This window comes from Streptomyces sp. NPDC005374 (assembly GCF_042872225.1).
In the GTDB taxonomy this organism is placed as follows: Bacteria; Actinomycetota; Actinomycetes; order Streptomycetales; family Streptomycetaceae; genus Streptomyces.
Genome location: NZ_JBIAKA010000009.1, coordinates 164,379 through 189,327 on the forward strand (window position 1 = coordinate 164,379; position 24,949 = coordinate 189,327).

General features: G+C 71.8%; 17 protein-coding genes. 1 reads left to right on the forward strand and 16 read right to left on the reverse strand.

Annotated features, from left to right (window positions below):
- Positions 1 to 48: 48 nt before the first annotated feature.
- From ACFYRX_RS23945 to bldG, 11 genes are all read right to left on the reverse strand, one after another.
- On the reverse strand, positions 49 to 1,725 hold the full coding sequence (locus tag ACFYRX_RS23945; protein WP_389103149.1) for an alpha/beta hydrolase: 1,677 nt from the start codon (positions 1,723 to 1,725) through the stop codon (positions 49 to 51).
- Positions 1,726 to 1,822: 97 nt separating this feature from the next.
- A complete protein-coding gene (locus ACFYRX_RS23950) occupies positions 1,823 to 3,028 on the reverse strand; it encodes a DNA polymerase III subunit delta' (protein WP_389103152.1) in 1,206 nt (401 codons plus the stop codon).
- Positions 3,029 to 3,260: 232 nt separating this feature from the next.
- Positions 3,261 to 6,446 (reverse strand): dTMP kinase, encoded by a 3,186-nt coding sequence (tmk, locus tag ACFYRX_RS23955; RefSeq protein WP_389103155.1) that lies wholly within the window; start codon positions 6,444 to 6,446, stop codon positions 3,261 to 3,263.
- 124 nt (positions 6,447 to 6,570) lie between these two features.
- Positions 6,571 to 9,414, reverse strand: coding sequence for a type I DNA topoisomerase (gene topA, locus ACFYRX_RS23960; RefSeq protein ID WP_389103157.1), 2,844 nt, complete (start codon positions 9,412 to 9,414; stop codon positions 6,571 to 6,573).
- A 259-nt stretch (positions 9,415 to 9,673) separates the two neighbouring features.
- Entirely contained in the window at positions 9,674 to 9,871 is a 198-nt protein-coding gene (locus ACFYRX_RS23965) for a hypothetical protein (RefSeq protein WP_389103159.1), read from the reverse strand.
- 296 nt (positions 9,872 to 10,167) lie between these two features.
- A complete protein-coding gene (locus ACFYRX_RS23970) occupies positions 10,168 to 12,516 on the reverse strand; it encodes a protein kinase (RefSeq protein ID WP_389103161.1) in 2,349 nt (782 codons plus the stop codon).
- Positions 12,517 to 12,766: 250 nt separating this feature from the next.
- Positions 12,767 to 14,299 carry a methyltransferase gene (locus tag ACFYRX_RS23975; RefSeq protein WP_389103164.1) on the reverse strand — a complete coding sequence of 511 codons (1,533 nt, stop codon included), beginning with the start codon at positions 14,297 to 14,299 and terminating at the stop codon, positions 12,767 to 12,769.
- 115 nt (positions 14,300 to 14,414) lie between these two features.
- Positions 14,415 to 15,032, reverse strand: coding sequence for a small secreted protein (locus ACFYRX_RS23980; RefSeq protein WP_389103166.1), 618 nt, complete (start codon positions 15,030 to 15,032; stop codon positions 14,415 to 14,417).
- Positions 15,033 to 15,228: 196 nt separating this feature from the next.
- Complete coding sequence (locus ACFYRX_RS23985; RefSeq protein WP_389103168.1) at positions 15,229 to 17,634, reverse strand: sodium-translocating pyrophosphatase; 2,406 nt, start codon at positions 17,632 to 17,634, stop codon at positions 15,229 to 15,231.
- Positions 17,635 to 17,942: 308 nt separating this feature from the next.
- A complete protein-coding gene (locus ACFYRX_RS23990) occupies positions 17,943 to 18,380 on the reverse strand; it encodes an ATP-binding protein (RefSeq protein ID WP_389103169.1) in 438 nt (145 codons plus the stop codon).
- A 119-nt stretch (positions 18,381 to 18,499) separates the two neighbouring features.
- Positions 18,500 to 18,841, reverse strand: coding sequence for an anti-sigma factor antagonist BldG (gene bldG / locus ACFYRX_RS23995; protein ID WP_024885807.1), 342 nt, complete (start codon positions 18,839 to 18,841; stop codon positions 18,500 to 18,502).
- Between the two features lie 80 nt (positions 18,842 to 18,921).
- Here bldG and ACFYRX_RS24000 point away from each other — a divergent pair, with 80 nt between their 5' ends.
- Positions 18,922 to 21,423, forward strand: a complete 2,502-nt coding sequence (locus ACFYRX_RS24000) for a DEAD/DEAH box helicase (protein WP_389103172.1) — start codon at positions 18,922 to 18,924, stop codon at positions 21,421 to 21,423.
- A gap of 283 nt (positions 21,424 to 21,706) precedes the next feature.
- Here the strand turns inward: ACFYRX_RS24000 and ACFYRX_RS24005 are convergent, their stop codons facing one another.
- The 5 genes from ACFYRX_RS24005 to ACFYRX_RS24025 form a co-directional block, all read right to left on the reverse strand.
- Positions 21,707 to 22,087 (reverse strand): Rv3654c family TadE-like protein, encoded by a 381-nt coding sequence (locus tag ACFYRX_RS24005; RefSeq protein ID WP_389103683.1) that lies wholly within the window; start codon positions 22,085 to 22,087, stop codon positions 21,707 to 21,709.
- Positions 22,088 to 22,341: 254 nt separating this feature from the next.
- Positions 22,342 to 22,716: a TadE family type IV pilus minor pilin gene (locus ACFYRX_RS24010; protein ID WP_389103175.1), complete on the reverse strand. Its 375-nt coding sequence runs from the start codon at positions 22,714 to 22,716 to the stop codon at positions 22,342 to 22,344.
- Positions 22,703 to 22,924: a DUF4244 domain-containing protein gene (locus ACFYRX_RS24015; protein ID WP_389103178.1), complete on the reverse strand. Its 222-nt coding sequence runs from the start codon at positions 22,922 to 22,924 to the stop codon at positions 22,703 to 22,705. The genes ACFYRX_RS24010 and ACFYRX_RS24015 overlap by 14 nt, the downstream gene beginning before the upstream one ends.
- A 75-nt stretch (positions 22,925 to 22,999) precedes the next feature.
- Positions 23,000 to 23,800 carry a type II secretion system F family protein gene (locus tag ACFYRX_RS24020; RefSeq protein WP_389103181.1) on the reverse strand — a complete coding sequence of 267 codons (801 nt, stop codon included), beginning with the start codon at positions 23,798 to 23,800 and terminating at the stop codon, positions 23,000 to 23,002.
- Complete coding sequence (locus ACFYRX_RS24025) at positions 23,797 to 24,855, reverse strand: type II secretion system F family protein (RefSeq protein WP_389103183.1); 1,059 nt, start codon at positions 24,853 to 24,855, stop codon at positions 23,797 to 23,799. Before ACFYRX_RS24025 ends, ACFYRX_RS24020 begins: the two co-directional genes overlap by 4 nt.
- Between the last annotated feature and the right edge of the window lie 94 nt (positions 24,856 to 24,949).

Below are 24,949 nucleotides of genomic sequence, written 5' to 3' on the forward strand. Positions count from 1 at the left end.
GCTCCGCACGTGCCCTCGGGGCACCCCGGGACGGTCCGGCGATCAGGGCTAGGAGCAGCGTTTCCCGTCCGTGGGAGGGGTCCCGCGGAGCAGGTACGTGTCGATCGCGGAGTCGATGCAGGTACTCCCTCGGCCGTAGGCGGTGTGGCCGTCGCCCTCGTAGGTGAGGAGGTGGGCCGAGGAGAGCTGGGCAGCCAGGGCTCGGGCCCAGCGGTAGGGGGTGGCAGGGTCGCGGGTGGTGCCGACGACGACGATCGGGGCCGCGCCCCTCGCCTCGATGCGGTGCGGCTCACCCGTCGCCCTGACCGGCCAGTACGCGCAGCTGAGGGAGGCCCAGGCGAGGCCTTCGCCGAAGACGGGGGACGCCTTCTCGAAGGACGGCAGGGCCTTCTCGACCTCCTCGGGGCTGTCGTAGGCAGGCGGGAGGTCGAGGCAGTTCACGGCGGCGTTGGCGGACATCAGGTTGCTGTAGCGGCCGTCGGCGTCACGCTCGTAGTAGCTGTCGGCGAGGACCAGCAGCCCGGCGCCGTCCTTCTCCTTCATCGCCGACGCCAGTGCCTCACGCAACTGCGCCCAGGAACTCTCGTCGTACATCGCCGCGATCACGCCGGTGGTGGCGAGGGCCTCGCCGAGGCTGCGGCCGTCCGCGTCGCCGGTGGGGATCGGGTGCGCGTCCAGCCTCCCGAAGAAGGCCTTGAGGTGTCGGCCGACCTCCGCGGCCGTCGTGCCCTTCGTGCCGAGCGGGCAGTCCGGCTGCTGGACGCAGTCCTTCGCGAACGACTGGAACGCCGTCTCGAACCCCGCCGTCTGGTCGAGGTTCGTCCGGCGCGCGGACAGCGAGGGATCCATCGCGCCGTCCAGCACCAACCGCCCCGAGCGACCGGGGAACAGCCCGGCGTACGTCGCCCCGAGGAACGTGCCGTACGACGCCCCCACGTAGTTCAGCTTCGCGTCGCCCAGTGCCGCCCGCACGATGTCCATGTCCTGGGCCGTCTCGACCGTCGACACATGCCGCAGCAGCTTGGGCGAACGCGCCCCGCAGCTCTCCGCGAACTTCTTGTAGGCGTCGACGAGTTCGCCGTTCTCGCGCGAGTCGTCGGGGGTGCTGTCCGTCTGGGTGTACGTGTCCATGTCCCGCCCGTCGAGACACTCGACGGGCTCACTGCGGGCCACTCCGCGTGGGTCGACCGCGACCATGTCGTACCGGGCCCGGACCGCGGCGGGGTAGCCGATCCCGGCGTACGCCTGGAGGTAGCCGATCGCCGAGCCACCCGGTCCGCCCGGGTTCACGAACAGCGACCCGAGGCGCTTGCCCGGCCCGGTGGCCTTCTTGCGGGCGACGGCGAGCCGGACGTCTCCGCCGGCCGGCTTGTCGTAGTCGAGCGGTGCCTTCAACGTGGCGCACTCGAAGCCTGAGACCCCGCAGCTGTGCCAGCGTGCCTTCTGTCCGTAGTACGACGCGAGGGCAGCCGGTGTCGCTCGCGGCAGCGCGGCCGGCGCCACGTCGGCGGCCGAGGTGGCGGAACTCGTCGAGGCGCCGACGGAGCAGGCGGAGACGAGCAGCGCGGCGACCGCGAGGAGCGCACCGCCGACGAGGGCCGTGCGTGCCTGACGCGGGTGGGCCTGACGTGTACCGGCCTCAGATGCCTGACTGGTACGGGCCGTGCGGGCCTGCCGGACAGGGAGCTTGCGGCCGGTGCGGCGGGGGTTGCGCCTGATGTGCATCGGGCGAGAGTAACTCTCCGCGTTGGATCGCATGCCTTCCGTTCGCTATCCGGCCCGTACGAGTGACACCGTCAACCAGTGATCACCGGCGCGCTTCTCAGCCTGCTCTCAGTGCCATCGTCATCGCTTCCACGGCGAGCAGCGGGGCCACATTGCGGTCGAGGGCCACGCGGCAGGCGCCGATCGCCTCGATACGGCGGAGCGTGGTCTCCGGGGAACTGCCACGGGCGAGCCGCTCCAGGGCGTCCTCGGCGTCCGCGTTGGCGATCGCCACCCGGGAGCCGAGCTGGAGGGCGAGGACGTCGCGGTAGAAGCCGGTGAGGTCGGTCAGCGCGAGGTCGAGGCTGTCGCGCTGAGTACGCGTCCTGCGGCGCTTCTGCCTGTCCTCCAGGTCCTTCATCACGCCGGCTGTGCCGCGCGGCATCCGGCCGCCCTGGCCGCCGCCCATCGCCACTTTCAGCTCCTCGGTCTCCTTGCCGTCCATCTCCTCGGCGAGCTGTTTGGCGTCGTCCGCCGCCGCGTCGACGAGTTCCTGCGCCGCCCTGAGGCAGCCGCCGACATCATCGACACGCAGGGGCAGCTTCAGCACGGCGGCGCGGCGCTCACGCGCGGCCGGGTCGGTGGCCAGGCGGCGGGCCCGGTCGACGTGGCCCTGCGTGGCACGGGCGGCGGCCATCGCGGCGGCGGGCTCGATTCCCTCCCGGCGCACGAGCATGTCGGCGACGGCGTCCACGGAGGGGGTGGACAGATTCAGGTGCCGGCAACGGGAGCGGATCGTCGGCAGGACATCCTCGATGGAAGGGGCGCACAGCAACCACACCGTCCGCGGGGCGGGCTCCTCCACGGCCTTGAGCACCGCGTTGGCCGACTTCTCGTTCAGCCGCTCGGCGTCCTCGACGAGGATGATCTGCCACCGGCCGTTCGCCGGCGAGGTGAAGGACTTCCTCACGGTGTCCCGCATGTCGTCGGCGAGGATCTGGCTGCCGACGGCGGCGACGGACGTGACGTCGGCGTGGGTGCCGATCAGGGCCGTATGACAGCCGTCGCAGAACCCGCAGCCGGGAGCTCCGCCGAGAGCCCGGTCCGGGCTGACGCACTGCAGTGCGGCGGCGAACGCCCTCGCCGTCTGGTTCCGCCCCGCCCCGGGCGGTCCCGTGAACAACCAGGCGTGGGTCATCTTCGACGCTTCGGGAGGCGGGGCGCTGGTGGCGATGGCGGTGACCAGGGCGTCGGCATCCCGAGCGGCGGCCCCGAGCTGCTCGCTCACCCTCTCCTGGCCGACCAGGTCGTCCCATACGGTCATGGGTCACGCCGCCCTTTCGTCATGCTTCGCGGTACGAGGCCCATTGTGCGGGCGACCACTGACAACGGGGCTGCGAGAGGTTTTTTCGACCGCGGCCCGGTGGGGGCTGGTCGCGCAGTTCCCCGCGCCCCCAAACAGGTGGGTACAGCTTGACGTGCCTTCCCCGCACCCACCCAGGGGCGTGGGGAACTGCGCGACCAGCCCCCACGCTCCTGCACCCGCAAACCAACCGCTACCGCCCCCGACGCCGCCCGTCCCCGTACTCCTCGTCATGCGGCCCGAGCAACTCGTCGGCCAGCGACGGCAGATCGTCCAACGGCGTCTCCTCGGCCCAGTCCGACCGGGCCCTCCGCCGAGGCGTCCCCTTCTCGTCGACCTGCGGCAGCTCCCGCGTCCGCTCGGCGTCCCGGAAGTACCCCGGCGGCACCCGGTCCGCAGGCCCGTCAGGCCCGTCCTGCGTCACCGGAGGCAGCACGGCCGTCTCGTCCGCCGCACCCGAAGGAACGGGCGGAAGCACCGCGGTCTCATCGGCGGAACCCGAAGGCACAGGCGGCAACACGGCCGTCTCGTCCGCCGCACCCGGAGGAACCGGCGGCTGCGGCAACTCCGCCGTCACCTCGGAGTCGGGCCCCCTGGACGGACCGCCCCCGGAGGGACCCTCGTCGTCCTTCGCCATGGACACCCGAGGCAGCACAGCCGTCTCGTCCACCGGCCCGCCCGACGCGTTGGTCGGCGTCACCACCGGCGTGGGGACGGTCGCCGCATCCATCCCGGCCGCAGGAGTGGCGGCCTGCTTCGGCCCCGCCTCCGCCACCGCGGCGGCCGACTCGGCGAGCCGTCGCGCCTCCTCGGCCCGCAACAACGCCTCCTCGGCCTTGCGCTGCTTCTCCAGCCGCCGCTCCTCGGCCTCGGCACGCAGTCGCGCCTCCTCCTCGGCCCGCTTGCGGGCGGCCTCTTCCTGGGCCTTGCGCCGTGCCTCCTGCTCGGCGCGCGCCTTCTCCTCGGCGAGGAGACGTGCCCGCTCCTCCTCGGCCCGCCTGCGTGCTTCCTCGGCCCGCTGCCGGGCCTCCTCCGCCTGCCGCTCGGCCTCGCGGCGCTGGGCCTCCTCCAGCTCGCGCCGCTTACGCTCCTCCTCCTCGGCCTTCAGCCGGGCGAGCTGCTCCTGGCGCTCGCGCTCCAGGCGCTCCTCCTCGGCCTTGCGCGCGGCCTCTTCCTCGGCCTTGCGGCGCGCTTCCTCCTCGGCCTTGCGCCGGGCCTCCTCCTGCTCCCGTATCTCCTGCTCGGACAGCGGCAGCGTCTGGTCGAGCCGATGCCGTACGACGGTGGTGACGGCCTCGGGCTCCTGTCCCGCGTCCACGACCAGGTACCGCCCGGGGTCGGAGGCCGCCAGGGTGAGGAACCCGGACCGCACGCGCGCGTGGAACTCCGCGGGCTCCGACTCCAGCCGGTCCGGCGCCTCGGTGAACCGCTCACGGGCGATCTCCGGGGACACGTCCAGCAGCACGGTCAGATGGGGCACCAGGCCGTCCGTCGCCCAGCGGTTGATGCGGGCGATCTCCGTCGGGGACAGGTCCCGCCCGGCGCCCTGGTACGCCACCGATGAGTCGATGTACCGGTCGGAGATCACGACCGCACCGCGCTCCAGCGCGGGCCTGACCACGGTGTCCACGTGCTCCGCGCGGTCCGCCGCGTACAGCAGCGCCTCCGCGCGGTGCGACAGTCCGGCGCTCGACACGTCCAGCAGGATCGACCGCAGCCGCTTGCCCACCGGGGTCGCCCCCGGCTCGCGCGTCACCACGACCTCATGTCCCTTGGCCCGGATCCACTCGGCGAGCGCCTCGGCCTGGGTGGACTTCCCGGCCCCGTCGCCGCCTTCCAACGCGATGAAGAAACCTGAGGAGGCGGGCACCGTCACCGGGTCGTCGCCGCCGAGCAGCGCGTCCCGCAGGTCCTGCCTGAGCGGTACTCCGGACCGGTCGTCGACCTTGGCCAGCACCACCGCGGCCACCGGCAGCAGCAGCGCGCCGATCAGCATCAGGACGAACGCCGCACCGCCGTGCGCGAACACGAACTTGCCGTTCTCCAGCCGGTGCGGCCCGATCGCCGCGGCGACCACGGGCGCGACCAGTGCCCCGAGCGCCACGCTGACCCGCACGACCGCGTGCAGGTGCTCGGTGGTCCGGGCCCGCCGGTACTCCTCGGTCTCCTGGTCGAGCAGGGTGTGACCGGTGTTGGCGGCCACGCCCGCACCCACACCCGCCAGCACCTCGATCAGCAGCACGGTGGTGAGGTCCGGGACGAGCCCGGCGGCCAGCAGGGCGATGCCGGTGAAGGCGATCGCCAGCGCGAGCAGCCGGCGCCGCGACAGCGAGACCAGTACCCGGGGCGCCGTACGGACGCCGACCACGACACCGCCGGTCAGCGCGGACACCATCAGTCCGTACGTCACCGGGCCGCCACCCAGGTCGCCGGCGTGCAGCACGGCGACGGCGACGGCGGCCGCGATCGCCCCGGCGACGGCCGCGCAGGCCGGCACCAGCAGGGGGATCGCACCGGTACGGCCCTTGTCCACGCCGGTCCCCGTCTTGGGCCGGCGCAGCCCCTCCAGCGGTGAACGCGCGCGCGGGGTACGGGTGTCGGGCAGTTCCAGGAAGGTCAGCACCGACAGGGACGCGGCGAACAGACCGGCCGCGACATACGAGGCGAGGGCCGCCTGGTGCTGGCCGAACCAGTCGATGCCGGAACCCAGCAGGTTGTTGAGCAGACTCGCGGCGACGAGGGCGACGCCGGCCAGCGGGATCACCACGAAGGTCGTACGCAGCGACAGGCGGCGCAGGGCGTCCAGGTGGTCCGGCAGCGGTCGTACCGTCGCCCCTTCCGGCGGCGGAGCCGGCAGCAGGGCGGGCGCGGCGCTCTCGCGGCACACGGTCCACAGGCGCTCGGCGACACCGGTCACGAAGGCGGTCACCAGGAGCATCGTCAGCGCGTTGCCCGGCATCCAGTCGATCCACAGCGGGGCGACGATGAGCAGCGCGGCCCTCAGTCCGTCCGCGCCGACCATGGTCCAGCGGCGGTCGAGCGGACCCTCCTGCGACGTGAGCGACGTCAGCGGGCCGAGCAGGACGGCGCCGAAGAGCAGCGTCGCCAGGATGCGCGTACCGAAGACGGTCGCCACTGCGAACGCCAGGCCGCGGTAGCCGCCGCCGAACGAGTCCTCGACGACCTCCGCCTGAAAGGCCAGCAGCACCAGCACCAGAAGTGCGAGGGTGTCGCCGACTCCGCCGACGAGGTGGGCGCTCCACAGGCGTTTGAGCTGGGGCCTGCGCAGCAGGGCGCGGACGGCGCGCTCGCGGGAGTCCGCGACCAAGGCGTCGTCGGGGGCCGGGTCAGGGGCCGTTGGCTGCTCCGCACGAGTCATGCTTTCAGCCTATCGGGAGCCACCGACAGCCCGGGGCGCCCAGCCTGACGTGCGCACGTCCCGACACCAAAGTGATGCCGGGACGTTCGCATTGCGAAGCCTCAGTGGAGGAACAGCGCCGAACTCAGTCCTCGGCCGCCGCCTTCGAAGCCGCCGCCTTCTTCGCGGTGGCGGTCGTCTTCTTCACAGCCGTCGTCGTCTTCTTCGCGACGGTCTTCTTGGCCGCGGTCACCTTCTTGGCGGGAGCCTTCTTGGCCGGGGCCTTCTTCGCGGGCGCCTTCTTCGCCGTCTTCTTGGCGGGGGCCTTCGCCCGCTTCTCGGCGAGCAGTTCGAAGCCGCGCTCCGGGGTGATCTCCTCGACGCTGTCGCCGGAGCGCAGGGTCGCGTTGGTCTCCCCGTCGGTGACGTACGGCCCGAAGCGGCCGTCCTTGACCACGACCGGCTTCTCGCTGACCGGGTCCACGCCCAGCTCCTTCAGCGGCGGCTTGGCGGCTGCCCGCCCGCGCTGCTTGGGCTGGGAGTAGATCTCCAGCGCCTCTTCGAGGGTGATCGTGAAGAGCTGGTCCTCGGTCTGCAGGGACCGCGAGTCCGTGCCCTTCTTCAGGTACGGGCCGTAGCGGCCGTTCTGCGCGGTGATCTCCTGGCCCTCGGCGTCGGCGCCGACGACACGCGGCAGCGACATCAGCTTGAGGGCGTCCGCGAGGGTCACCGTGTCCAGGGCCATCGACTTGAACAGCGAGGCCGTACGCGGCTTCACGGCGTTCTTGCCGGTCTTCGGGGTGCCCTCGGGGAGCACCTCGGTGACGTACGGGCCGTAGCGGCCGTCGCGGGCGATGATCTGGTGGCCGGACACCGGGTCGGCGCCCAGCTCGAAGTCGCCGCTCGGCTTGGCGAGCAGCTCCTCCGCGAGCTCGACGGTCAGCTCGTCCGGCGCCAGGTCCTCGGGCACGTCGGCCCGCTGGTGGTTCTCGGAGTCCTTCTCACCGCGCTCGATGTAGGGGCCGTAGCGGCCGACCCTGAGCACGATGTCGTTGCCCACCGGGAACGAGGACACCTCTCGGGCGTCGATCGCGCCGAGGTCGGTCACGAGCTCCTTGAGGCCGCCAAGGTGGTCCCCGTCGCCGTTGCCCGCGTCGGCCGCGCCGCCCGCGGCGGAGCCGCTGTCCGGCAACGTCTCGCCGAAGTAGAAGCGCCGCAGCCACGGCACGGACTGCGCCTGACCGGCGGCGATGCGGTCGAGGTCGTCCTCCATCCGGGCGGTGAAGTCGTAGTCGACAAGCCGGCCGAAGTGCTTCTCGAGGAGGTTGACCACGGCGAAGGACAGGAAGGACGGGACGAGTGCCGTGCCCTTCTTGAAGACATAGCCGCGGTCGAGGATCGTGCCGATGATCGAGGCGTACGTCGACGGGCGGCCGATCTCGCGCTCTTCGAGCTCCTTGACCAGGCTGGCCTCGGTGTAGCGGGCCGGGGGCTTGGTGGCGTGCCCGTCGACCGTGATCTCCTCGGCGGACAGCGGGTCGCCCTCGTTGACCTGGGGCAGCCTGCGCTCGCGGTCGTCGAGTTCGGCGTTCGGGTCGTCGGCGCCTTCGACGTACGCCTTCAGGAAGCCGTGGAAGGTGATCGTCTTGCCGGAGGCACTGAACTCGACGTCCCGGCCGTCGGCGGCGGTGCCACCGATCTTGACGGTGACGCTGTTGCCGGTGGCGTCCTTCATCTGCGAGGCGACCGTGCGCTTCCAGATCAGCTCGTAGAGCCGGAACTGGTCGCCGGTCAGGCCGGTCTCGGCGGGCGTGCGGAAACGATCACCCGAGGGGCGGATCGCCTCGTGCGCCTCCTGCGCGTTCTTGACCTTCCCGGCGTACGTGCGCGGGGCGGACGGCAGGTACTCGGCGCCGTAGAGCTGGGTGACCTGGGCGCGGGCGGCCTTGACCGCGGTCTCGCTCAGGGTCGTGGAGTCCGTACGCATATAGGTGATGAAGCCGTTCTCGTACAGCTTCTGGGCCACCTGCATGGTCGCCTTCGCGCCGAAGCCGAGCTTGCGCGAGGCCTCCTGCTGGAGGGTCGTCGTACGGAACGGGGCGTACGGCGAGCGGCGGTACGGCTTCGACTCGACCGAGCGGACCGCGAACCGCGTCTGGTCCAGGGCGGCGGCCAGGGCGCGCGCGTTCGCCTCGTCGAGGTGGAGGGTGTTCGCGCTCTTGATCTGTCCCAGGGAGTCGAAGTCGCGGCCCTGCGCGACCCGCCTGCCGTCGACGGTCTGGAGACGGGCGACCAGCGACGACGGGTCCGAGGAGTCCCCCGCGCGGCCGGTCGCGAAGGTGCCCGTCAGGTCCCAGTACTCAGCGGAACGAAACGCGATGCGCTCGCGTTCCCGCTCCACGACGAGCCGGGTGGCGACCGACTGGACACGGCCGGCCGACAGGCGCGGCATGACCTTCTTCCACAGGACCGGCGAGACCTCGTAGCCGTAGAGGCGGTCGAGGATGCGGCGGGTCTCCTGGGCGTCGACGAGCTTCTGGTTCAGCTCGCGCGGGTTGGCGACGGCGGCCTGGATCGCGGCCTTGGTGATCTCGTGGAAGACCATCCGCTTGACCGGGACCTTGGGCTTCAGGACCTCCTGGAGGTGCCACGCGATGGCCTCGCCCTCGCGGTCCTCATCGGTGGCGAGGAAGAGCTCGTCGGAGTCCTTCAGCAGGTCCTTGAGCTTCTTGACCTGCGCCCGCTTGTCGGCGTTGACCACATAGATCGGGGCGAAGTCGTGCTCGACGTCCACGCCGAGCCGGCGCACCTCGCCGGTGTACTTCTCCGGCACCTCGGCGGCACCGTTGGGGAGGTCGCGGATGTGCCCGACGCTCGCTTCGACGACGTATCCGGGGCCGAGATAGCCCTTGATCGTCTTCGCCTTGGCAGGCGACTCGACGATGACGAGTCGGCGGCCGCCGTGTGCGGTCTCGCTGGTCGGGGACAACTTCGCTCTTCTCTCCGGTCGGCGTTGGGGATCTCCCCAGGCCTTGGTTCCCGGGGTCGGGTCATGCTGACGCTGCGGAGTGTGACGGTACATCCCGCCCCCGTGTCAAACGGGAAAAGCCCGCAACGGCCACTCGAACGGTAACCCGACTACCGCCATTCCTGCCGCCCGGAGTCCTCACCGGCCTTTTCGGGCTGATCCGGAGCGCGATCTCCCAATTACTGTTCGAGCTGCTCGCGCAGGCGTCCCGGAAGGCGTCCTAGAGGCGCGTGAAGCACCACGCGGCGAGGGCCAGCGTGACGAGCGCGGCAAGGGTCGCGAGGGTCGCGGATGCGACGGGACTCACACCGTGGGCGACGGGTTCGCGGTGGCGTACACAGGCCGCGGTCCACACCAGCAGCCCTCCTCCGAACAGGGCGAAGACCACTCCCGCGAAGACCGCCGGTCCGCTCTCCATGGTCCCCGTGCCCCTTTTCTCCCGGCCGCGCGTGCGCCTTCCATGGAGACTGGCACGCACGGGCGGCGGGCGGGCGAACCCCGGGTGAACGCCGGGCCGACTCGGCTGTGCACTCCCCCGGGCCGCCCCCGATCGACCGCCCGGCCCCCGCCCCGGCCCGCGCCCGGCCGGTCACCGATCCCGTCCGATTCATGCCCGGTTCTCACCCTGATCCCTCACGACACCGACCGGGAGCGCGCCGGATCCGGACCGGAAGCCGAGCGGTTTCGGACCGCGCGGACGGTTCGCGAACGGTTTCAGGCCGCTCCCGGCGGCGGTATCTTCCCGCTCGACTTCTTGTTGTCGGTCAGGCTCACCGTGCACACGATCTTGTTGAATCCCTTCTTCCAGTCGTCCTCGTCGGCCACCCAGCCGTACACGAGGCGCTCCTGACCGGACGCCCAGGTCGACTCGAATTTGTTGCCGCACAACTTGGTCGCGTTGTCGGTGCCCTTCTTGTAGGTCATTTCGGCCGGGGCCTGAACGGTGCCGATCACCTGGTCGGTGTGCGGTTTCGAGCAGTCGGTGAGCGGCGCCTTGTAGCCGTCGTCGAGCTGCTGGTACACCCAGCAGTCCCCGACGCTCATCTGACCGACCCACAGGTCTGTCCCCAGGTCCCGGAAGCGGCCCACCTCGCCGCCTATCGCGGCGTGACGGCCCAGTACGAGGCATGCCGTACCGCCGCCCGCCGCGCGGAAGCCCTCCTCGGTCGGCACGACGGCGTATCCGTCCGCGTCCGGCAGCGCGTCCACGACGGTCCGGCTCAGGTTCGCGCAGCGTTTGGCGCCCTGCGCCTCGGCGTCGGCGAAGTCGGCGGCCGTGTCGACCGCCACGACCTGTCCGTCGGGCCAGTCGTCCGCGCAGTCCACGACCCCGAGGTTCGGCGCCGACCTGAACGGCGTTCCCGACCACACCGCCTGCACGCAGTCGCCGGTCTCCAGGGGCTCGTCGAGCCCGACCGACTCGCCGTACGGCAGCACCGGCCCGGTCGGCGCCGATGTCCCCCGCGATCCGCCCGGGCCGGACGAGGACGACGCCGACGACTTGGTCGCGGTGTCCTTCCTGCCGTCGTCCCCGGTCAGCGACACGATCCCCCACGCGCCGCCCGCGGCGACGAGAAGCACTCCGACGACGAGAGCGATGAGCGCGAGGCGTTTCCCTCCGGCGGGGCGTTTCCCTCCGGCGGGGCGCGGTGGCGGGGATCCCTGACCACCACGGCCGCCGGGACCGCCCGGTCCACCGAGGACAGTGGGCGCACCCGCGACGGTGAACCCGCCCGAGCCTCCGTATCCGCCGTATCCGCCGGGGTCGCCGTATCCGCCGAGCGACCCGCTCCCATACGTCTGCGGGGTGCCACCGCCCGAGTACGGGGTCGCCGGACCACCCGCATACGGACCGGCCGGAGACGGTGAACTGCCGCCCCGCGCATAGGGGTTGCCAGGTTCCGGCGTCTGTCCTGCGGGCGGCGGCCACGCGCCGTACGGCGGCGTACCGGGCGTCGCCGACCCTCCGGAGCCGAAGCCGCCGTCACCCGAAGCACGGTCGCCGGCACCGCCGCCTCCCGGCATGGCCGGACCACCTGCACCGCCGCCCGCGTCTGCCGGAGTGTTCGGCGTCGACGGTGTACCCGGCGTCCGGCCCCACTCACCGGCAGGCGGCCCGAACGCTCCGGCCGGGGAGCCGTACCCCGGGCCCGGCGCGCCCACGCCCGCGCCCCTGGCGCCCCACGCCCCCGCCGTGCCCTGTACGACCCGCTCCAGCCCTCGCTGCACCGCCTCCGGCGAGAACCTGCGCACCGGATCCTTGACCAGCAGTCCCATCAGCACCGGCGCCAGTTCACCGGCCCGGGCGGGCGGGGTGGGGTCCTCGCCCAGCAGGGCCGTCAGCGTGGCGTACTCGCCGTGGCGGTCGAAGGGGCCGCGGCCCTCGACGGTGGCGTACAGCGTGGCGCCCAGGGAGAACAGGTCGGCGGCCGGGGTGGGCGGTTCACCCCGCGCGCGCTCCGGAGCGAGATAGCCGGGCGTGCCGAGGATGCCCGCGGTCGCGGTGAGCCGGGGCTCGCGGGACTCCGGCTGGAGGGCGATGCCGTAGTCGGTGAGCAGCACACGCGCGTAGGGGTCGCCCGAAGCGTCCGGCGCCAGAAGGATGTTGGCCGGTTTCACATCCCTGTGGAGGATGCCGATGCGGTGTCCGGCGGTGAGCGCGTCGAGGACGGCGAGACCGATCCGGGCCGCCTGCCCGGGCGACAGCGGCCCCGAACGCCGTACGACCGCCTGGAGGTCCACGGCGTCCGGCACGTACTCCATGACGATCCACGGCAGTTCCTCGTACATCACCACGTCGTGCACCGTCGCCACGTGCGGATGGCCGCGCAGCCGGGCCGCGTGCCGGGCTTCGCTGCGGGCGCGGGCGATGCGCTGGGCCGTCTCGGCCGTGTCCTCGGGCACGTCCGGAAGCGCGATCTCCTTCATCGCGACCTCGCAGGCCAGCTCTTCGTCGTGTGCGAGCCAGACGCGGCCCATGCCGCCCGCGCCGAGCGTCCGCAGCAGCCGGTACCGGCCGTTGATGATCCTGTCCTCGCCGTGATCCGGCGTCTCCCCCGCCATCACGCCTCCCCCCGAGACCTGAGCCGAGACAGCGCGCCTCCCCCGAGAACGCACGGCTCTGTCTCTTGAAGGTAGCTTCGCACCCGCCACTGACAGCAGCCCTTTTCCGGAGCAATCCCGCCAGAGCGGGCACACCGGCCACAGGAGTGCGAGCACGCCTCAGCAGCGACTGTGCCGAGCCCTCTCGGCAGTGCCTGCTGGCCAGGACACCTCGGCAGCGCCGCGCCCCGTCGCGCTCAGCTGCGGCGGGTCACGCCGGCTCCAGGAACCCCTGCTCCACCAGCAGCCGGATCTGCGCGGGCGTACGGTCGCGCAGCAGGACCGGGTCCTCGCCCATGAGTTGGGCGATGGCGTCGAGGATGCGACCGGCGCTCAGCGAGCCGTCGCACACGCCGGCGAAGCCCGCGCCGACCGTGTCCACCTTGGTGGCCCGGCGCATCCCGCGGTTCTGGCGCAGCACGACGTGCTCCGGGTCCTCGGCGCCGGGCAGCCCGACCTGCTCCTGGACGATCTCGGGCACGAGTGTGAAGTGGCCCTCCAGCAGGGCGGCGTCGTCGTTGGCGCGCAAGTAGTCCAGGCGCTCGAAGTGCGCCCGGACGGTGTCTCCGAGCGGCTGTTCGACCGGGTGCGGCCACTCCTCCACGGTGACGGAGGGCACGGCGGAACCCGTCCTGCGCAGGGTGATCCAGCCGAAACCGACGGCCTTCACCTTGCGCGCCTCGAACTCGTCCAGCCAGGCGTCGTAGAGCGCCTGGTACTCGGCCGGGTCTCCCCGGTGGTCACCGGCGTCCCTGAGCCACAGCTCGGCGTACTGCGTGACGTCCTGCACCTCGCGCTGCACGATCCACGCGTCGCACCCGCGCGGAACCCACGACCTGAGCCTGTCCTGCCAGTCCTCCCCCGCGACGTGCTGCCAGTTGGCGAGGAACTGCGCGAACCCGCCCTCGTTCAGCAGCTCTCCCGCCCCCTGAACGACCGAGCGGCACAGATCGTCCCCGCCCATGCCGCCGTCGCGGTACGTCAGCCGCGCGCCGGGCGAGATCACGAAGGGCGGGTTCGACACGATCAGGTCGTACGTCTCCCCCTGTTTGAGCGGCTCGAACAGTGAGCCCTCCCGCAGATCGGCGGCCGGGGCGCCGGAGAGCGCCAGCGTGAGCGCGGTGATGTGCAGCGCGCGCGGGTTGAGGTCGGTGGCCGTCACGCGCGTGGCGTGCTGTACCGCGTGCAGGGCCTGGATCCCGGAGCCGGTGCCGAGGTCGAGGGCGGCGCCGACGGGCGTGCGGACGGTGATGCCGGCGAGCGTCGTGGAGGCACCGCCGACCCCGAGGACGACACCTTCGTCACTGTTGCCGATGCCACCCGCGCCGCCGACGGCACAGCCCAGGTCCGACACGATGAACCAGTCCTCGCCGTCGGGCCCGCCGTACGGCCGTACATCGACGGTCGCGGCCACCTCGTCCCCGGCGGCGCCGGTACGCACCAGCCACCCGCTCTCCAGACACGCGTCGACGGGCAGAACGCCGTCCACGCGCGCGTGCGGCACCGGCTGCTGGAGGAGGAACAGGCGTACGAGGACTTCCAGCGGGGTGTCCCCGCGGGTGGCCCGGAGGGCGGGCACGGTCTCGCTGCGCGCGAGGGCGGCGTACGCGGGCGCGCCCAGCAGTTCGAGCAACCCGTCGGCGGTGAAGGAGGCGGCGAGAAGGGCGTCCCTCAGCCGGGCGGTGACGTCGGGGCGGCCGGGAGCGGGGGCGGCGGGCAGCGTGGGCAGACTGGAGGTACTCACGCCACCATTGTGGCCCGCGCCCGCCCCGTCGGAACGCCCCACGGGGCGACTCGCGGGCCCGCTCGGCCTACGGGACCCGAGGGGCCCACGAGGCCCGAGGTGTCCACGCGAACGGTCAGCTGTCGGTGGCCGAGGCCGATGCCCCGGCGGACGCGGTGACCGGCTTGCAGCCCGACTGCTCGGCCAGCGCCTGCTTGGTGTCGCCGGACTCCAGCTCCTTGAGCGCGGCGAGGGCGGTCTGGCGCTGCGCCTCCACCTTCTTCATCTCGGCCGAGACGTCCTTGAGGCCGCTCGCGAACTTCGCCTGGTCCTTGGTGTCGAGCCCGTCCACCTGAGTCTTCATGCCGGAGTAGGACACCGAGAGGGCGGTGAGCTGCGTGACGGCGTCCTGGAGCTTCTTCGCGCCGTCCTCGGCACCGGGAGGAGCACCGGCGTCGCGGATGACCGTGGCACGCGCCTTGTAGCCGTCGGACAGGTCCTGGAATGCCTGCGAGTCGGCCTTCTGGAGCTCCGCCGGGGTGCTCTCGGTGTCCTCGGCCGCCTTGGTGATCGCGTCGTAGGCCGCCGTGATCTTCTTGTTCTGGGCCGGCACCAGGTCGCAGACCTTCTTGGCCCAGGCGTCGAGTTCCTTGTTGTCCTTGCTGCCACCGCAGCCTGTCAGCGTCAGTACCAGTACCGCACCGCTGGACAGTGCGGCCGCAAGCTTCTTGTTCACCGGATCGGTCCCTTCCATGGCCTCTCAGCCCCCGGACCTTACACAGCACACGCACGAGACCCACGCACCGAATATCACGTACAGGCCCTTTTATGGCTGTTTATACCAGGCGAGACAAGCCTCACGGCCGATCGGCGGGCCCACACAGAGCGGGCGGGCGGCGCATGAACGCGCGCCGCCCGCCCGCCTCTTGAGCTGGGACTCGTCGGAGGGTCTACGAAACCACCGCGGGATCCGCCGACTTGGCCGTCTTCTTCTCGTTGTCTTCGTCACCCACGGCGATGCCGCGCCGTTTGGAGACGTAGACCGCGCCGGCGATCACGAGGAACGCGAGGACGGCGATGAAGATCCGTACGCCGATGCTCTTGTCCTCGCCGTAGCTGAACTTGATCACCGCGGGCGCGATCAACAGAGCCACCAGGTTCATCACCTTCAGCAGCGGGTTGATCGCGGGACCGGCGGTGTCCTTGAAGGGGTCGCCGACGGTGTCGCCGATCACGGTCGCGGCGTGGGCCTCGCTGCCCTTGCCGCCGTAGTGACCGTCCTCGACGAGTTTCTTGGCGTTGTCCCAGGCACCGCCCGAGTTCGCCAGGAACACCGCCATCAGCGTGCCCGACCCGATCGCGCCCGCCAGGAACGAGCCGAGCGCGCCGACACCGAGCGTGAACCCGATGAAGATCGGCGCCATCACGGCGAGCAGCCCGGGCGTGGTGAGCTCGCGCAGGGCGTCCCGGGTGCAGATGTCGACGACCTTGCCGTACTCCGGCTCCTCGCTGTAGTCCATGATCCCGGGATGCTCGCGGAACTGCCGCCGCACCTCGTACACCACGGCGCCCGCCGACCGTGACACCGCGTTGATCGCCAGCCCCGAGAAGAGGAAGACGACCGCCGCGCCCGCGATGAGGCCGACGAGGTTGTTGGGCTGCGAGATGTCCATCATCAGACTCATCGGCGCGCCCGAGCCGCTGAGCTTCTCGCCGACGTCCTGCGCGCCGGTCGTGATCGCGTCACGGTACGACCCGAAGAGCGCCGATGCCGCGAGGACCGCAGTGGCGATGGCGATGCCCTTGGTGATGGCCTTGGTGGTGTTGCCGACGGCGTCCAGGTTGGTGAGCACCTGCGCGCCCGCGCCCTCGACGTCGCCGGACATCTCGGCGATGCCCTGCGCGTTGTCGGAGACCGGACCGAAGGTGTCCATGGCGACGATCACACCGACCGTGGTGAGCAGGCCGGTGCCGGCCAGCGCCACCGCGAACAGCGCCAGCATGATCGAGGTGCCGCCGAGCAGGAACGCGCCGTAGACGCCGAGGCCGATCAGCAGGGCGGTGTAGACGGCCGACTCGAGACCGATGGAGATACCGGCGAGGACGACGGTGGCGGGCCCCGTGAGCGAGGTCTTGCCGATGTCCTGGACCGGGCGGCGGGTCGTCTCGGTGAAGTAGCCGGTCAGCTGCTGGATGACGGCGGCGAGCAGGATGCCGATCGCCACCGCGACGAGCGCGAGGATCCGCGGGTCGCCGTCCCTGCCGCTGATCGCGGTGTCGGTGACGCCGTCGAGGTCGGCGTACTTCCCCGGGAGGTAGACGAAGACGGCGATCGCCACCAGGACGAGCGAGATCACCGCGGAGATGAAGAACCCGCGGTTGATCGCGGACATACCGCTGCGGTCGGAGCGGCGCGGGGCGACCGCGAAGATGCCGATCATCGCGGTGAGCACGCCGATCGCCGGGACGAGCAGTGGGAAGGCCAGTCCGGCGTCGCCGAAGGCCGCCTTGCCGAGGATCAGCGCGGCGACCAGGGTCACGGCGTACGACTCGAAGAGGTCGGCCGCCATGCCCGCGCAGTCGCCGACGTTGTCGCCCACGTTGTCGGCGATGGTCGCGGCGTTGCGCGGATCGTCCTCCGGGATGCCCTGTTCGACCTTGCCGACCAGGTCGGCGCCGACGTCGGCGGCCTTGGTGAAGATGCCGCCGCCGACCCTCATGAACATCGCGATGAGGGCCGCGCCCAGACCGAAGCCCTCCAGGACCTTCGGCGCGTCGGCCGCGTACACCAGCACCACACAGGAGGCGCCCAGCAGACCGAGCCCCACCGTGAACATGCCGACCACGCCGCCGGTACGGAAAGCGATCTTCATGGCTTTGTGCGAGACGGCGGTGAGATCCTTTTCCGGCTCACCTTCCGCCGGAGTGGCTTCTCGCGCCGCCGCGGCCACACGCACATTGCTGCGCACGGCGAGCCACATGCCGATATAGCCGGTGGCCGCCGAGAACGCCGCGCCGATCAAGAAGAACACGGATCGGCCCGCGCGCTGATTCCAGTCGTCCGCGGGGAGCAGCATGAGCAGGAAGAACACGATGACGGCGAATACGCCGAGCGTGCGCAACTGGCGTGCCAGATAGGCGTTCGCGCCTTCCTGGACCGCTGCGGCGATCTTCTTCATGCTGTCGGTGCCCTCGTCGGCCGCGAGCACCTGGCGTACCAGGACACCCGCCACCACGAGCGCCGCGAGGGCAACGACCGCGATGACCGCGATCAGCACCCGGTTGTCGTCGGTGAGCACCGCAGCCGCGAGGGTTGTGGGGTGGTCAAACTGATCAGGGGTAGAAAGCCCCGCCATTCGTCCTCCTTGACGCTTGGGCTGAGCTCAAGATGTGGACGGATTGTAGGTACCCCGTCCTGATCAAAACAGGGCGCGGTAAACGGAATTCACCTTTACGGAACCTGAACGCAGTAATGCCCCGAAGGCATTCATGACCCGATATCTAGATCGTGAACCAATTCACGAAATGCATCGCACCAGACCACTGTAGGCACAGAAAGCCCACGCCGACATGCGGAAGGGTCCTACCGATCGGTAGGACCCTTCCGCATGTCGAACAGATATTTGATTCGAATACCGAGAGAATCGAGAAAATCGAGGGACCTTCAGGGAAGCATCGCGACCGGCGGTGTGGTCGGCCAGGTCATACGGATCTGGCCGCCGTGCTCCCCTGCGGTGACCTCGACATCGTCGACGAGGCCGCTGATGACCGCGAGGCCCATCTCGTCCTCCTCTGCCTCGGCATCGAACTCCTCGCCCGCGGCGCCCGGCGCCCGGTCACCCGGGGCGGAACGCGGCGCCTCGTCGCCGACCTCGATGGAGAACTGCTTCTCCTCCTCGATCAGCAGCACCTGGACCGGCGCGGTGATGCCGCCGCTCTGGTGCAGTCCGACGGCACGGGTGCAGGCCTCGCCGACAGCGAGTCTGACCTCGTCGAGAACGGCCTCGTCCACCCCGGCCCTGCGCGCCACCGCTGCCGCCACCAGTCGGGCGGTCCTGACGTGCTCGGGCAGCGCGCTGAAACGGAGTTCAACGGTGGCCATACGTCCCCCTCGGAACTACGGGCGTGCTGTCGGGGGACCGGGCCGCCGAAAGCCCGGACCCCCTCCTTGTACTTCTGTCGACGTCCTCCTGCCGCCCCGGGCACGGACCCGGGAACCGGTCAGTCGGTCGCCGCCACCGCTTCCTCGACCGAGGTGTGGATCGGGAACACCTTGGTGAGGCCGGTGATACGGAAGATCTTGAGAATGCGCTCCTGGTTGCAGACCAGGCGCAGCGAGCCCTCATGGGCACGCACCCGCTTCAGGCCGCCGACCAGTACGCCGAGTCCGGTGGAGTCGAGGAAATCCACGCCCTCCATGTCGACGACAAGGTGGAAACTGCCGTCGTTCACCAGCTCGACCAGCTGCTCGCGCAGCTTGGGCGCGGTATATACGTCGATTTCGCCACCGACCCTGACGATCGTGCGATCGCCGATGGTCTCGGTCGACAGGGACAGGTCCACGGATCCTCCAGCACCTTGCTATCGAGCGGTCGCCCCTCGGGACACCTCGGCAGAGCCCCCGGGACGGTTCGCCAGCCGCGATGGCATTCAATCACTTACCGGCAGGCGTGCACGACGCCTTGGTCCCATTGTCCGTCACGCCAGTGACACACTCGGTGCCGATGGCCAAGAATCTCCGATCCGATCGACCCTCGACGGACCCCGGCTCCCGCCCCACACCGAGCACGGTCCTCGACCGGCTCGCCGCCGGGCCGAGCCGGGCTGCGCGCATCACTCATACGGAGCACTTGCCCCCACGTGAGGGCCGCCATGCCGTCTGGCCCGACCGGATCCGCTCGGAGGTCGTCGCGGCCGTCCAGGCGTGCGGCATCGAACACCCCTGGGCCCACCAGGCCCTCGCGGCGGAACACGCCCTGGACGGCGAGTCGGTCGTCGTCGCCACCGGCACCGCCTCCGGCAAGTCACTGGCGTACCTCGTGCCCGTCCTCTCCACCCTCCTTGACGGCTCGGAGGCCCCGAACGGCCGCGGCGCCACCACGCTCTACCTGGCCCCCACAAAAGCCCTGGCGGCGGACCAGTGCCGCTCGGTGAAGGAACTTTCACAACCGCTGGCCAATTCGGTACGACCAGCGGTCTATGACGGCGACACGCCGTTCGAGGAACGCGAGTGGGTCCGCCAGTACGCCAACTACGTCCTCACCAACCCGGACATGCTGCACCGCGGGATACTCCCGTCCCACGCGCGCTGGTCGTCCTTCCTGAAGGCTCTCAAGTACGTCGTCATCGACGAGTGCCACACCTACCGGGGCGTCTTCGGCTCCCACGTCGCCCAGGTGCTGCGCCGCCTGCGCCGCCTGTGCGCCCGCTACGGCGCCTCTCCCGTCTTCCTGCTCGCCTCCGCGACCGCCGCCGAGCCGTCGGTGGCCGCCCGCCGCCTGACCGGCCTCCCGGTGGTCGAGGTCGCCGACGACGCCTCACCTCGCGGTGAACTGGTGTTCGCCCTCTGGGAACCCCCGCTCACCGACATGCAGGGCGAGAAGGGCGCCCCGGTCCGCCGCACGGCCACGGCGGAGACGGCAGACCTGCTGACCGACCTCGCCGTGCAGGGCGTGCGCTCCGTCGCCTTCGTCCGCTCCCGGCGCGGCGCGGAGCTCATCTCCGTGATCGCCCAGGAGCGGCTGGCCGCGGTCGACCGCTCCCTCGCCCGGCGCGTGGCGGCGTACCGCGGCGGCTACCTCCCCGAGGAGCGCCGCGCCCTGGAACAGGCCCTCCATTCGGGAGAGTTGCTGGGTCTTGCCGCCACGACCGCCCTGGAACTCGGCATCGACGTCTCCGGGCTGGACGCCGTACTGATCTCCGGCTACCCCGGCACGCGCGCCTCCCTGTGGCAGCAGGCGGGCCGGGCCGGCCGCGCGGGCCAGGGCGCCCTGGCCGTCCTGGTCGCCCGCGACGACCCCCTGGACACCTTCCTCGTCCACCACCCCGAGGCCCTCTTCGACCAGCCCGTGGAGTCCACGGTCCTGGACCCCGACAACCCGTACGTCCTCGCCCCGCACCTGTGCGCCGCCGCGGCCGAACTGCCGTTGACGGACGAGGACATGGAACTGTTCGGCCCGGCATGCGAGGACCTGCTGCCCCAGCTGGAGGCCGCGAAGCTCCTGCGCCGCCGCACCAAGGCCTGGCACTGGACCCGGCGGGAACGCGCCGCCGACCTCACCGACATCCGCGGGGAGGGCGGCCCGCCGGTCCAGATCGTCGAGTCCGGCACAGGCCGTCTCCTCGGCACGGTCGACGCGAGCGCCGCCCACACCACCGTCCACGAGGGCGCGGTCCACCTCCACCAGGGCCGCACCTATCTGGTGCGGTCGTTGGACCTGGAGGACTCGGTCGCCCTGGTCGAGGAGGCGAACCCGTCCTACTCGACGGTCGCCCGCGACACGACCTCCATCACCGTCCTCGAGACGGACACCGAGATCCCCTGGGGCGACGGCCGCCTGTGCTACGGCTCCGTCGAGGTCACCAACCAGGTGGTCTCCTTCCTCCGCAGACGTCTGATCACCGGTGAAGTGCTCGGTGAGACGAAACTCGACCTCCCTCCTCGCACGCTGCGCACCCGCGCGGTGTGGTGGACGGTCACCGAGGACCAGCTCGACGAGGCCCGGATCAACCCGGAGATCCTCGGCGGCGCCCTGCACGCCGCCGAACACGCCTCGATCGGCCTGCTGCCCCTCTTCGCGACCTGCGACCGCTGGGACATCGGCGGCGTGTCGATCCCTCTCCACCCCGACACACTGCTCCCCACGGTCTTCGTCTACGACGGCCACCCGGGCGGCGCGGGCTTCGCGGAGCGCGCCTTCCACACCGCCCGCGCCTGGCTCACCGCCACCCGCCAGGCCATCGACTCCTGCGAGTGCGAAGCCGGCTGCCCGTCCTGCATCCAGTCCCCCAAGTGCGGCAACGGCAACGACCCGCTGCACAAGAGGGGGGCGGTGCGGCTGCTCACGGTGCTGTTGCGGGGAGCGCCGGAGGAGGGGGCGAGCACGGGGGCGGAGCTGCCCGGGGTGCCGGGGGCGAGGTCGTAGTCGCGTCCCATGGGGGGCGAGGTGGTAGCCGCGCCCCCGGGTGCCGGAACAGAGATCGCGGCCCTCACCCTGGTACCGAGTGGGTGCTGACTCCACAACCTCACCCCGGTGTCGGAACGAGGCTCAAAGCCTGGCCTCACCCAGGCCTCGGAAGAACGGGGCACGGCCCCGTCTCACCCGGCCGCCCGAACGTGGACTCTCAGCCCCGTCTCACCCAGCCGCCCAGAAGCGGGCTCTCAGCCCACCCCCTCCCAGTCGCCCTCGGAGGCAAGAGCACCGGGTCTCACCCCTCCGTCGGCGCCGGAGCCCCCGGAACCGCCGGATCATCCGGATACGTCGCCCCATCCGGTCCCGGTGGAAGCGGCACCCCCGACGGGACCGGGCCCGCAGGCCCCGCCCGTGCCCTCATCTCCGCCGTGAACGGCCCCCTTCCCGAGGCCGCCGTCACGTCCGAGATCTCGCCGACCACCGCGCACCGGACGAGCCGCACGCCCTGGGCCCTCGCCACCCCCTCCGCCCGGACACAGGCCGCTCCCGGGCCGTCGGACCAGTGGTCCGCCGCCGCGAGCGCCGCGAGATCCGCACCGCCGGCCGCACGATGCCGTACGACGACTGCCTGCCCCAGGGCCAGCACTCCCCCGAACACCACGCACAGCATCGCGATGGCACCGACACTCCAGACGGTGGCGGATCCCCGGTCCGCCCGGGCACCGGGGGCGTGGGCGCCGACGAACCGGGTGGCAGCGCCGCGAGCCTTGACGAGGCAGGCGACGGCGAACCTGGCGGAGGCACGGCGGGAGTTGGCGCGGCGCACGTCAGCGGCGGACCGGGCGGTAGCAGGCCCAGCATCTGGGGACCCGGCAGAGGCAGCCCCGTGCTCCGAACGCTCCGAGACGTCACCCCTCGCCGCATCGACGCTCATCCCCCTCCCCCCACCGTGTCCACCGTCTCCTCCGCCAACGCCACGGCCTCCTCCCGCACCTCGAAGGGCAGGCCGTGCAGTGCGGGCGGTTTCGCCACGACCACCACGCGGACCCGGTCGCCCTCGCGGGCGACCGTGACCTCCGCATCGCGCGGGGCCGTCTCCCGGGCCACCTGGACGACCGCGTCGGCGGAGTCCTGGCGGGCCGCGGCCCGGGCACCCGCCCGGGCCGCGTCCACGCACTGGATCTGTGCGGCCACCACGAGCAGCCCCCACACCAGCGCCATCGCGAACATCACCAGAACGGGCAGCACCATGGCCGACTCCGCCGTCACGAACCCCTGGTCCGCCGCCCGTTCACGCCTTCGCATCGAGCGCCCGTTTCACGATGGCCTGAAGCTCTGCACTCACGGCCCCGCTCGTCACCACCTTGTAGAGCACGACCGCGAACGCCACCGCCGCGACGATCCCCATCGCGTACTCGGAGGTGACCATCCCCTTGTCCTCGCGCATCGACCGCGCCCCGCACATCGTCCTGCACACCAGGGCACGCATCCGCGCCCATACCGTCTTGTACATCTCAACCCCCGTGAGGATCAGCTTCGTTGACTGCCTGTCTGCCTGTTCGTCCGCCAGCTCAGCGGCTGTCGTCCGTCATCTCCCACCTCCTCCCAGGACTCCGCCCGCGAGTCCGATGACGATCGGCAGTACGCTGACGGCGATGAACGCGGGCAGGAAACACAGCCCCACCGGCGCGGTGACCAGCACTGCCGCTCGCCGTGCCCGTGCCGTCGCGGCACGCCCCCAGTCGGCGCGCGCGTCCGCCGCAAGTCCGGCGACCGGCCCGGCGGCGGGCACCCCTGTCACGTCAGCGCGTGTCAGCAGCCGCGCCAGCGGTTCGGCGCCCTGTGTCGTGGCGAGCCCTCGCCAGGCCTCACCCGGTTCACCGCCGAGCCGCACCTCCGCCGCCCCGCGCGCGAGTCCCTCCCCCACCGGCCCGCGCAGTGCCTCTCCGACGGCCTGCGCGGCGATCACCGGACCGGCGCCCGCCGCGATACACGCGGCCAGGAGATCGGCGGCGAGCGGGAGTTGGCGGGCCGCCTCTCGCAGGTCGGCCTCCGGGGCAGCCATGCCGGCCTCCTGCCGGAGCCGCCACCGCCACCGCCACCGCCACAGGCCCACCGCGACGACCAGGCCGACCACCGCGCCGGGGACTCCGCCGACCAGAACCCACCCGGCGCACCCGGCACCGACCACGGGCAGCCACCGCCGCAGGAGCTCCCGCCCCTCGAACCGCGGGCCCTCTGCCGTGGCCTCCGCGACGGCCAACAGCTCACCGAGCCGCCGCTTCAACCTCCGTTCACGCCGTGCCGCGACAACCCATCGGGCGAGCCAGGCGGCGCCCATGGCCATCCCCACGACCACCCCCAGCCTGTGGACAACTTCCGCGCTCACGCCGCCTCAGCTCCCCGCACGATCCGCATCGCCCACCACATCCCGAGGCCTTCCAGCAGACCGCCGACCAGGAGACAGCCCAGCCCGCTCCCGGTGTGCAGCAGGACATGCAGGGGATCGGCGCCGAGGGCGGCGCCCAGGCCCAGCCCCAGGGCCGGCAAGGCGGCGAGCATCCACGCCGTGGACCGCGCTCCGGCCAACTGCGCGCGCAGGTCGTCCCGTTGGTCCCGCTCAGCCCGCAACGCCCCTTCGAGCCGGTCCAGCCCGGCCGCGAGGCCCGCGCCCTGGTCCACGGCAACCCGCCAGCACGCGGCAAGCCCCAACAGCCCTTCCGCCCCCGGCTGCCGAGCCCCGGCCGCGAGAGCCCTCGGGACATCCCCACCGAACCGGGCCGCCGCCAGCACGACCGCCTGCGCGTCCCCGAGCCCACCCGACTCTCCGGGCCCACCCGACTCCGGCGCACCGAGACCGACGCGCAGTTGGCCCGACCGCGCCCCGTGAGACCGCAGTCCACCCGACCGCAGCCTCCCCAAGCGGCGCCCGCCGCCCCCGGTGTTTTCAGGACCCGGCCGGCCAGGCCCGGACCCGCCCGAGTCCGGTCCGCGAGCCGCCGCCACCTCGAAGTCCCGCACAGCCCACACCAGCGCCTCCCCCGGCTGCCGCCCCGCCCTCACCTCCCCGGCGACCGTCGCGCACAGCGCGATCACCGCGTCCGTCCGCCGCTCCCGAACCCGACGCTCCTCCCGGGCCACCCGCACCCGCCGCAGCAACGGCACCCCGGCCGCCCCCGCGACGAGCGGCACCACCGACGCCCCCAGCACCGCGAGCACCAGCCCGGCGACCGCCGCCCACCACTCGAACCCCAGCCGCCCACGAACCCGCCCCAGCTCCCCCAGCAGGCGCTGCCACGGCGGAGGTCCGACCCCCGCCACCCCGCCGCCCTCGAACAGCGCCTGTGCCCGCCGCGCCCCGGAACGGCGCCCGCCCGACAGCCACACGGCCACTCCGAGGCATCCCGCGACCGCCCCCATCGACCCGACCGACATCTCACCCATCCCGATCACCACGTCCTCTCACCGTCCGAGCCGTCGTCGGCCCCCAGCAACTCCCCAACAGCCCGGTCCACGCCGCCGTCCCGTCGTTCCGCAG

Bases quoted from the DNA above. Each gene is read 5' to 3' on its own strand.
- ACFYRX_RS23945 (WP_389103149.1), bottom strand. From the start codon at position 1,725: ATGCACATCAGGCGCAACCCCCGCCGCACCGGCCGCAAGCTCCCTGTC.
- ACFYRX_RS23950 (WP_389103152.1), bottom strand. From the start codon at position 3,028: ATGACCGTATGGGACGACCTGGTCGGCCAGGAGAGGGTGAGCGAGCAG.
- tmk (WP_389103155.1), bottom strand. From the start codon at position 6,446: ATGACTCGTGCGGAGCAGCCAACGGCCCCTGACCCGGCCCCCGACGAC.
- ACFYRX_RS23965 (WP_389103159.1), bottom strand. From the start codon at position 9,871: ATGGAGAGCGGACCGGCGGTCTTCGCGGGAGTGGTCTTCGCCCTGTTC.
- ACFYRX_RS23970 (WP_389103161.1), bottom strand. From the start codon at position 12,516: ATGGCGGGGGAGACGCCGGATCACGGCGAGGACAGGATCATCAACGGC.
- ACFYRX_RS23980 (WP_389103166.1), bottom strand. From the start codon at position 15,032: ATGGAAGGGACCGATCCGGTGAACAAGAAGCTTGCGGCCGCACTGTCC.
- ACFYRX_RS23985 (WP_389103168.1), bottom strand. From the start codon at position 17,634: ATGGCGGGGCTTTCTACCCCTGATCAGTTTGACCACCCCACAACCCTC.
- ACFYRX_RS23990 (WP_389103169.1), bottom strand. From the start codon at position 18,380: ATGGCCACCGTTGAACTCCGTTTCAGCGCGCTGCCCGAGCACGTCAGG.
- ACFYRX_RS24000 (WP_389103172.1), top strand. From the start codon at position 18,922: ATGGCATTCAATCACTTACCGGCAGGCGTGCACGACGCCTTGGTCCCA.
- ACFYRX_RS24010 (WP_389103175.1), bottom strand. From the start codon at position 22,716: ATGCGAAGGCGTGAACGGGCGGCGGACCAGGGGTTCGTGACGGCGGAG.
- ACFYRX_RS24015 (WP_389103178.1), bottom strand. From the start codon at position 22,924: ATGTACAAGACGGTATGGGCGCGGATGCGTGCCCTGGTGTGCAGGACG.
- ACFYRX_RS24025 (WP_389103183.1), bottom strand. From the start codon at position 24,855: ATGGGTGAGATGTCGGTCGGGTCGATGGGGGCGGTCGCGGGATGCCTC.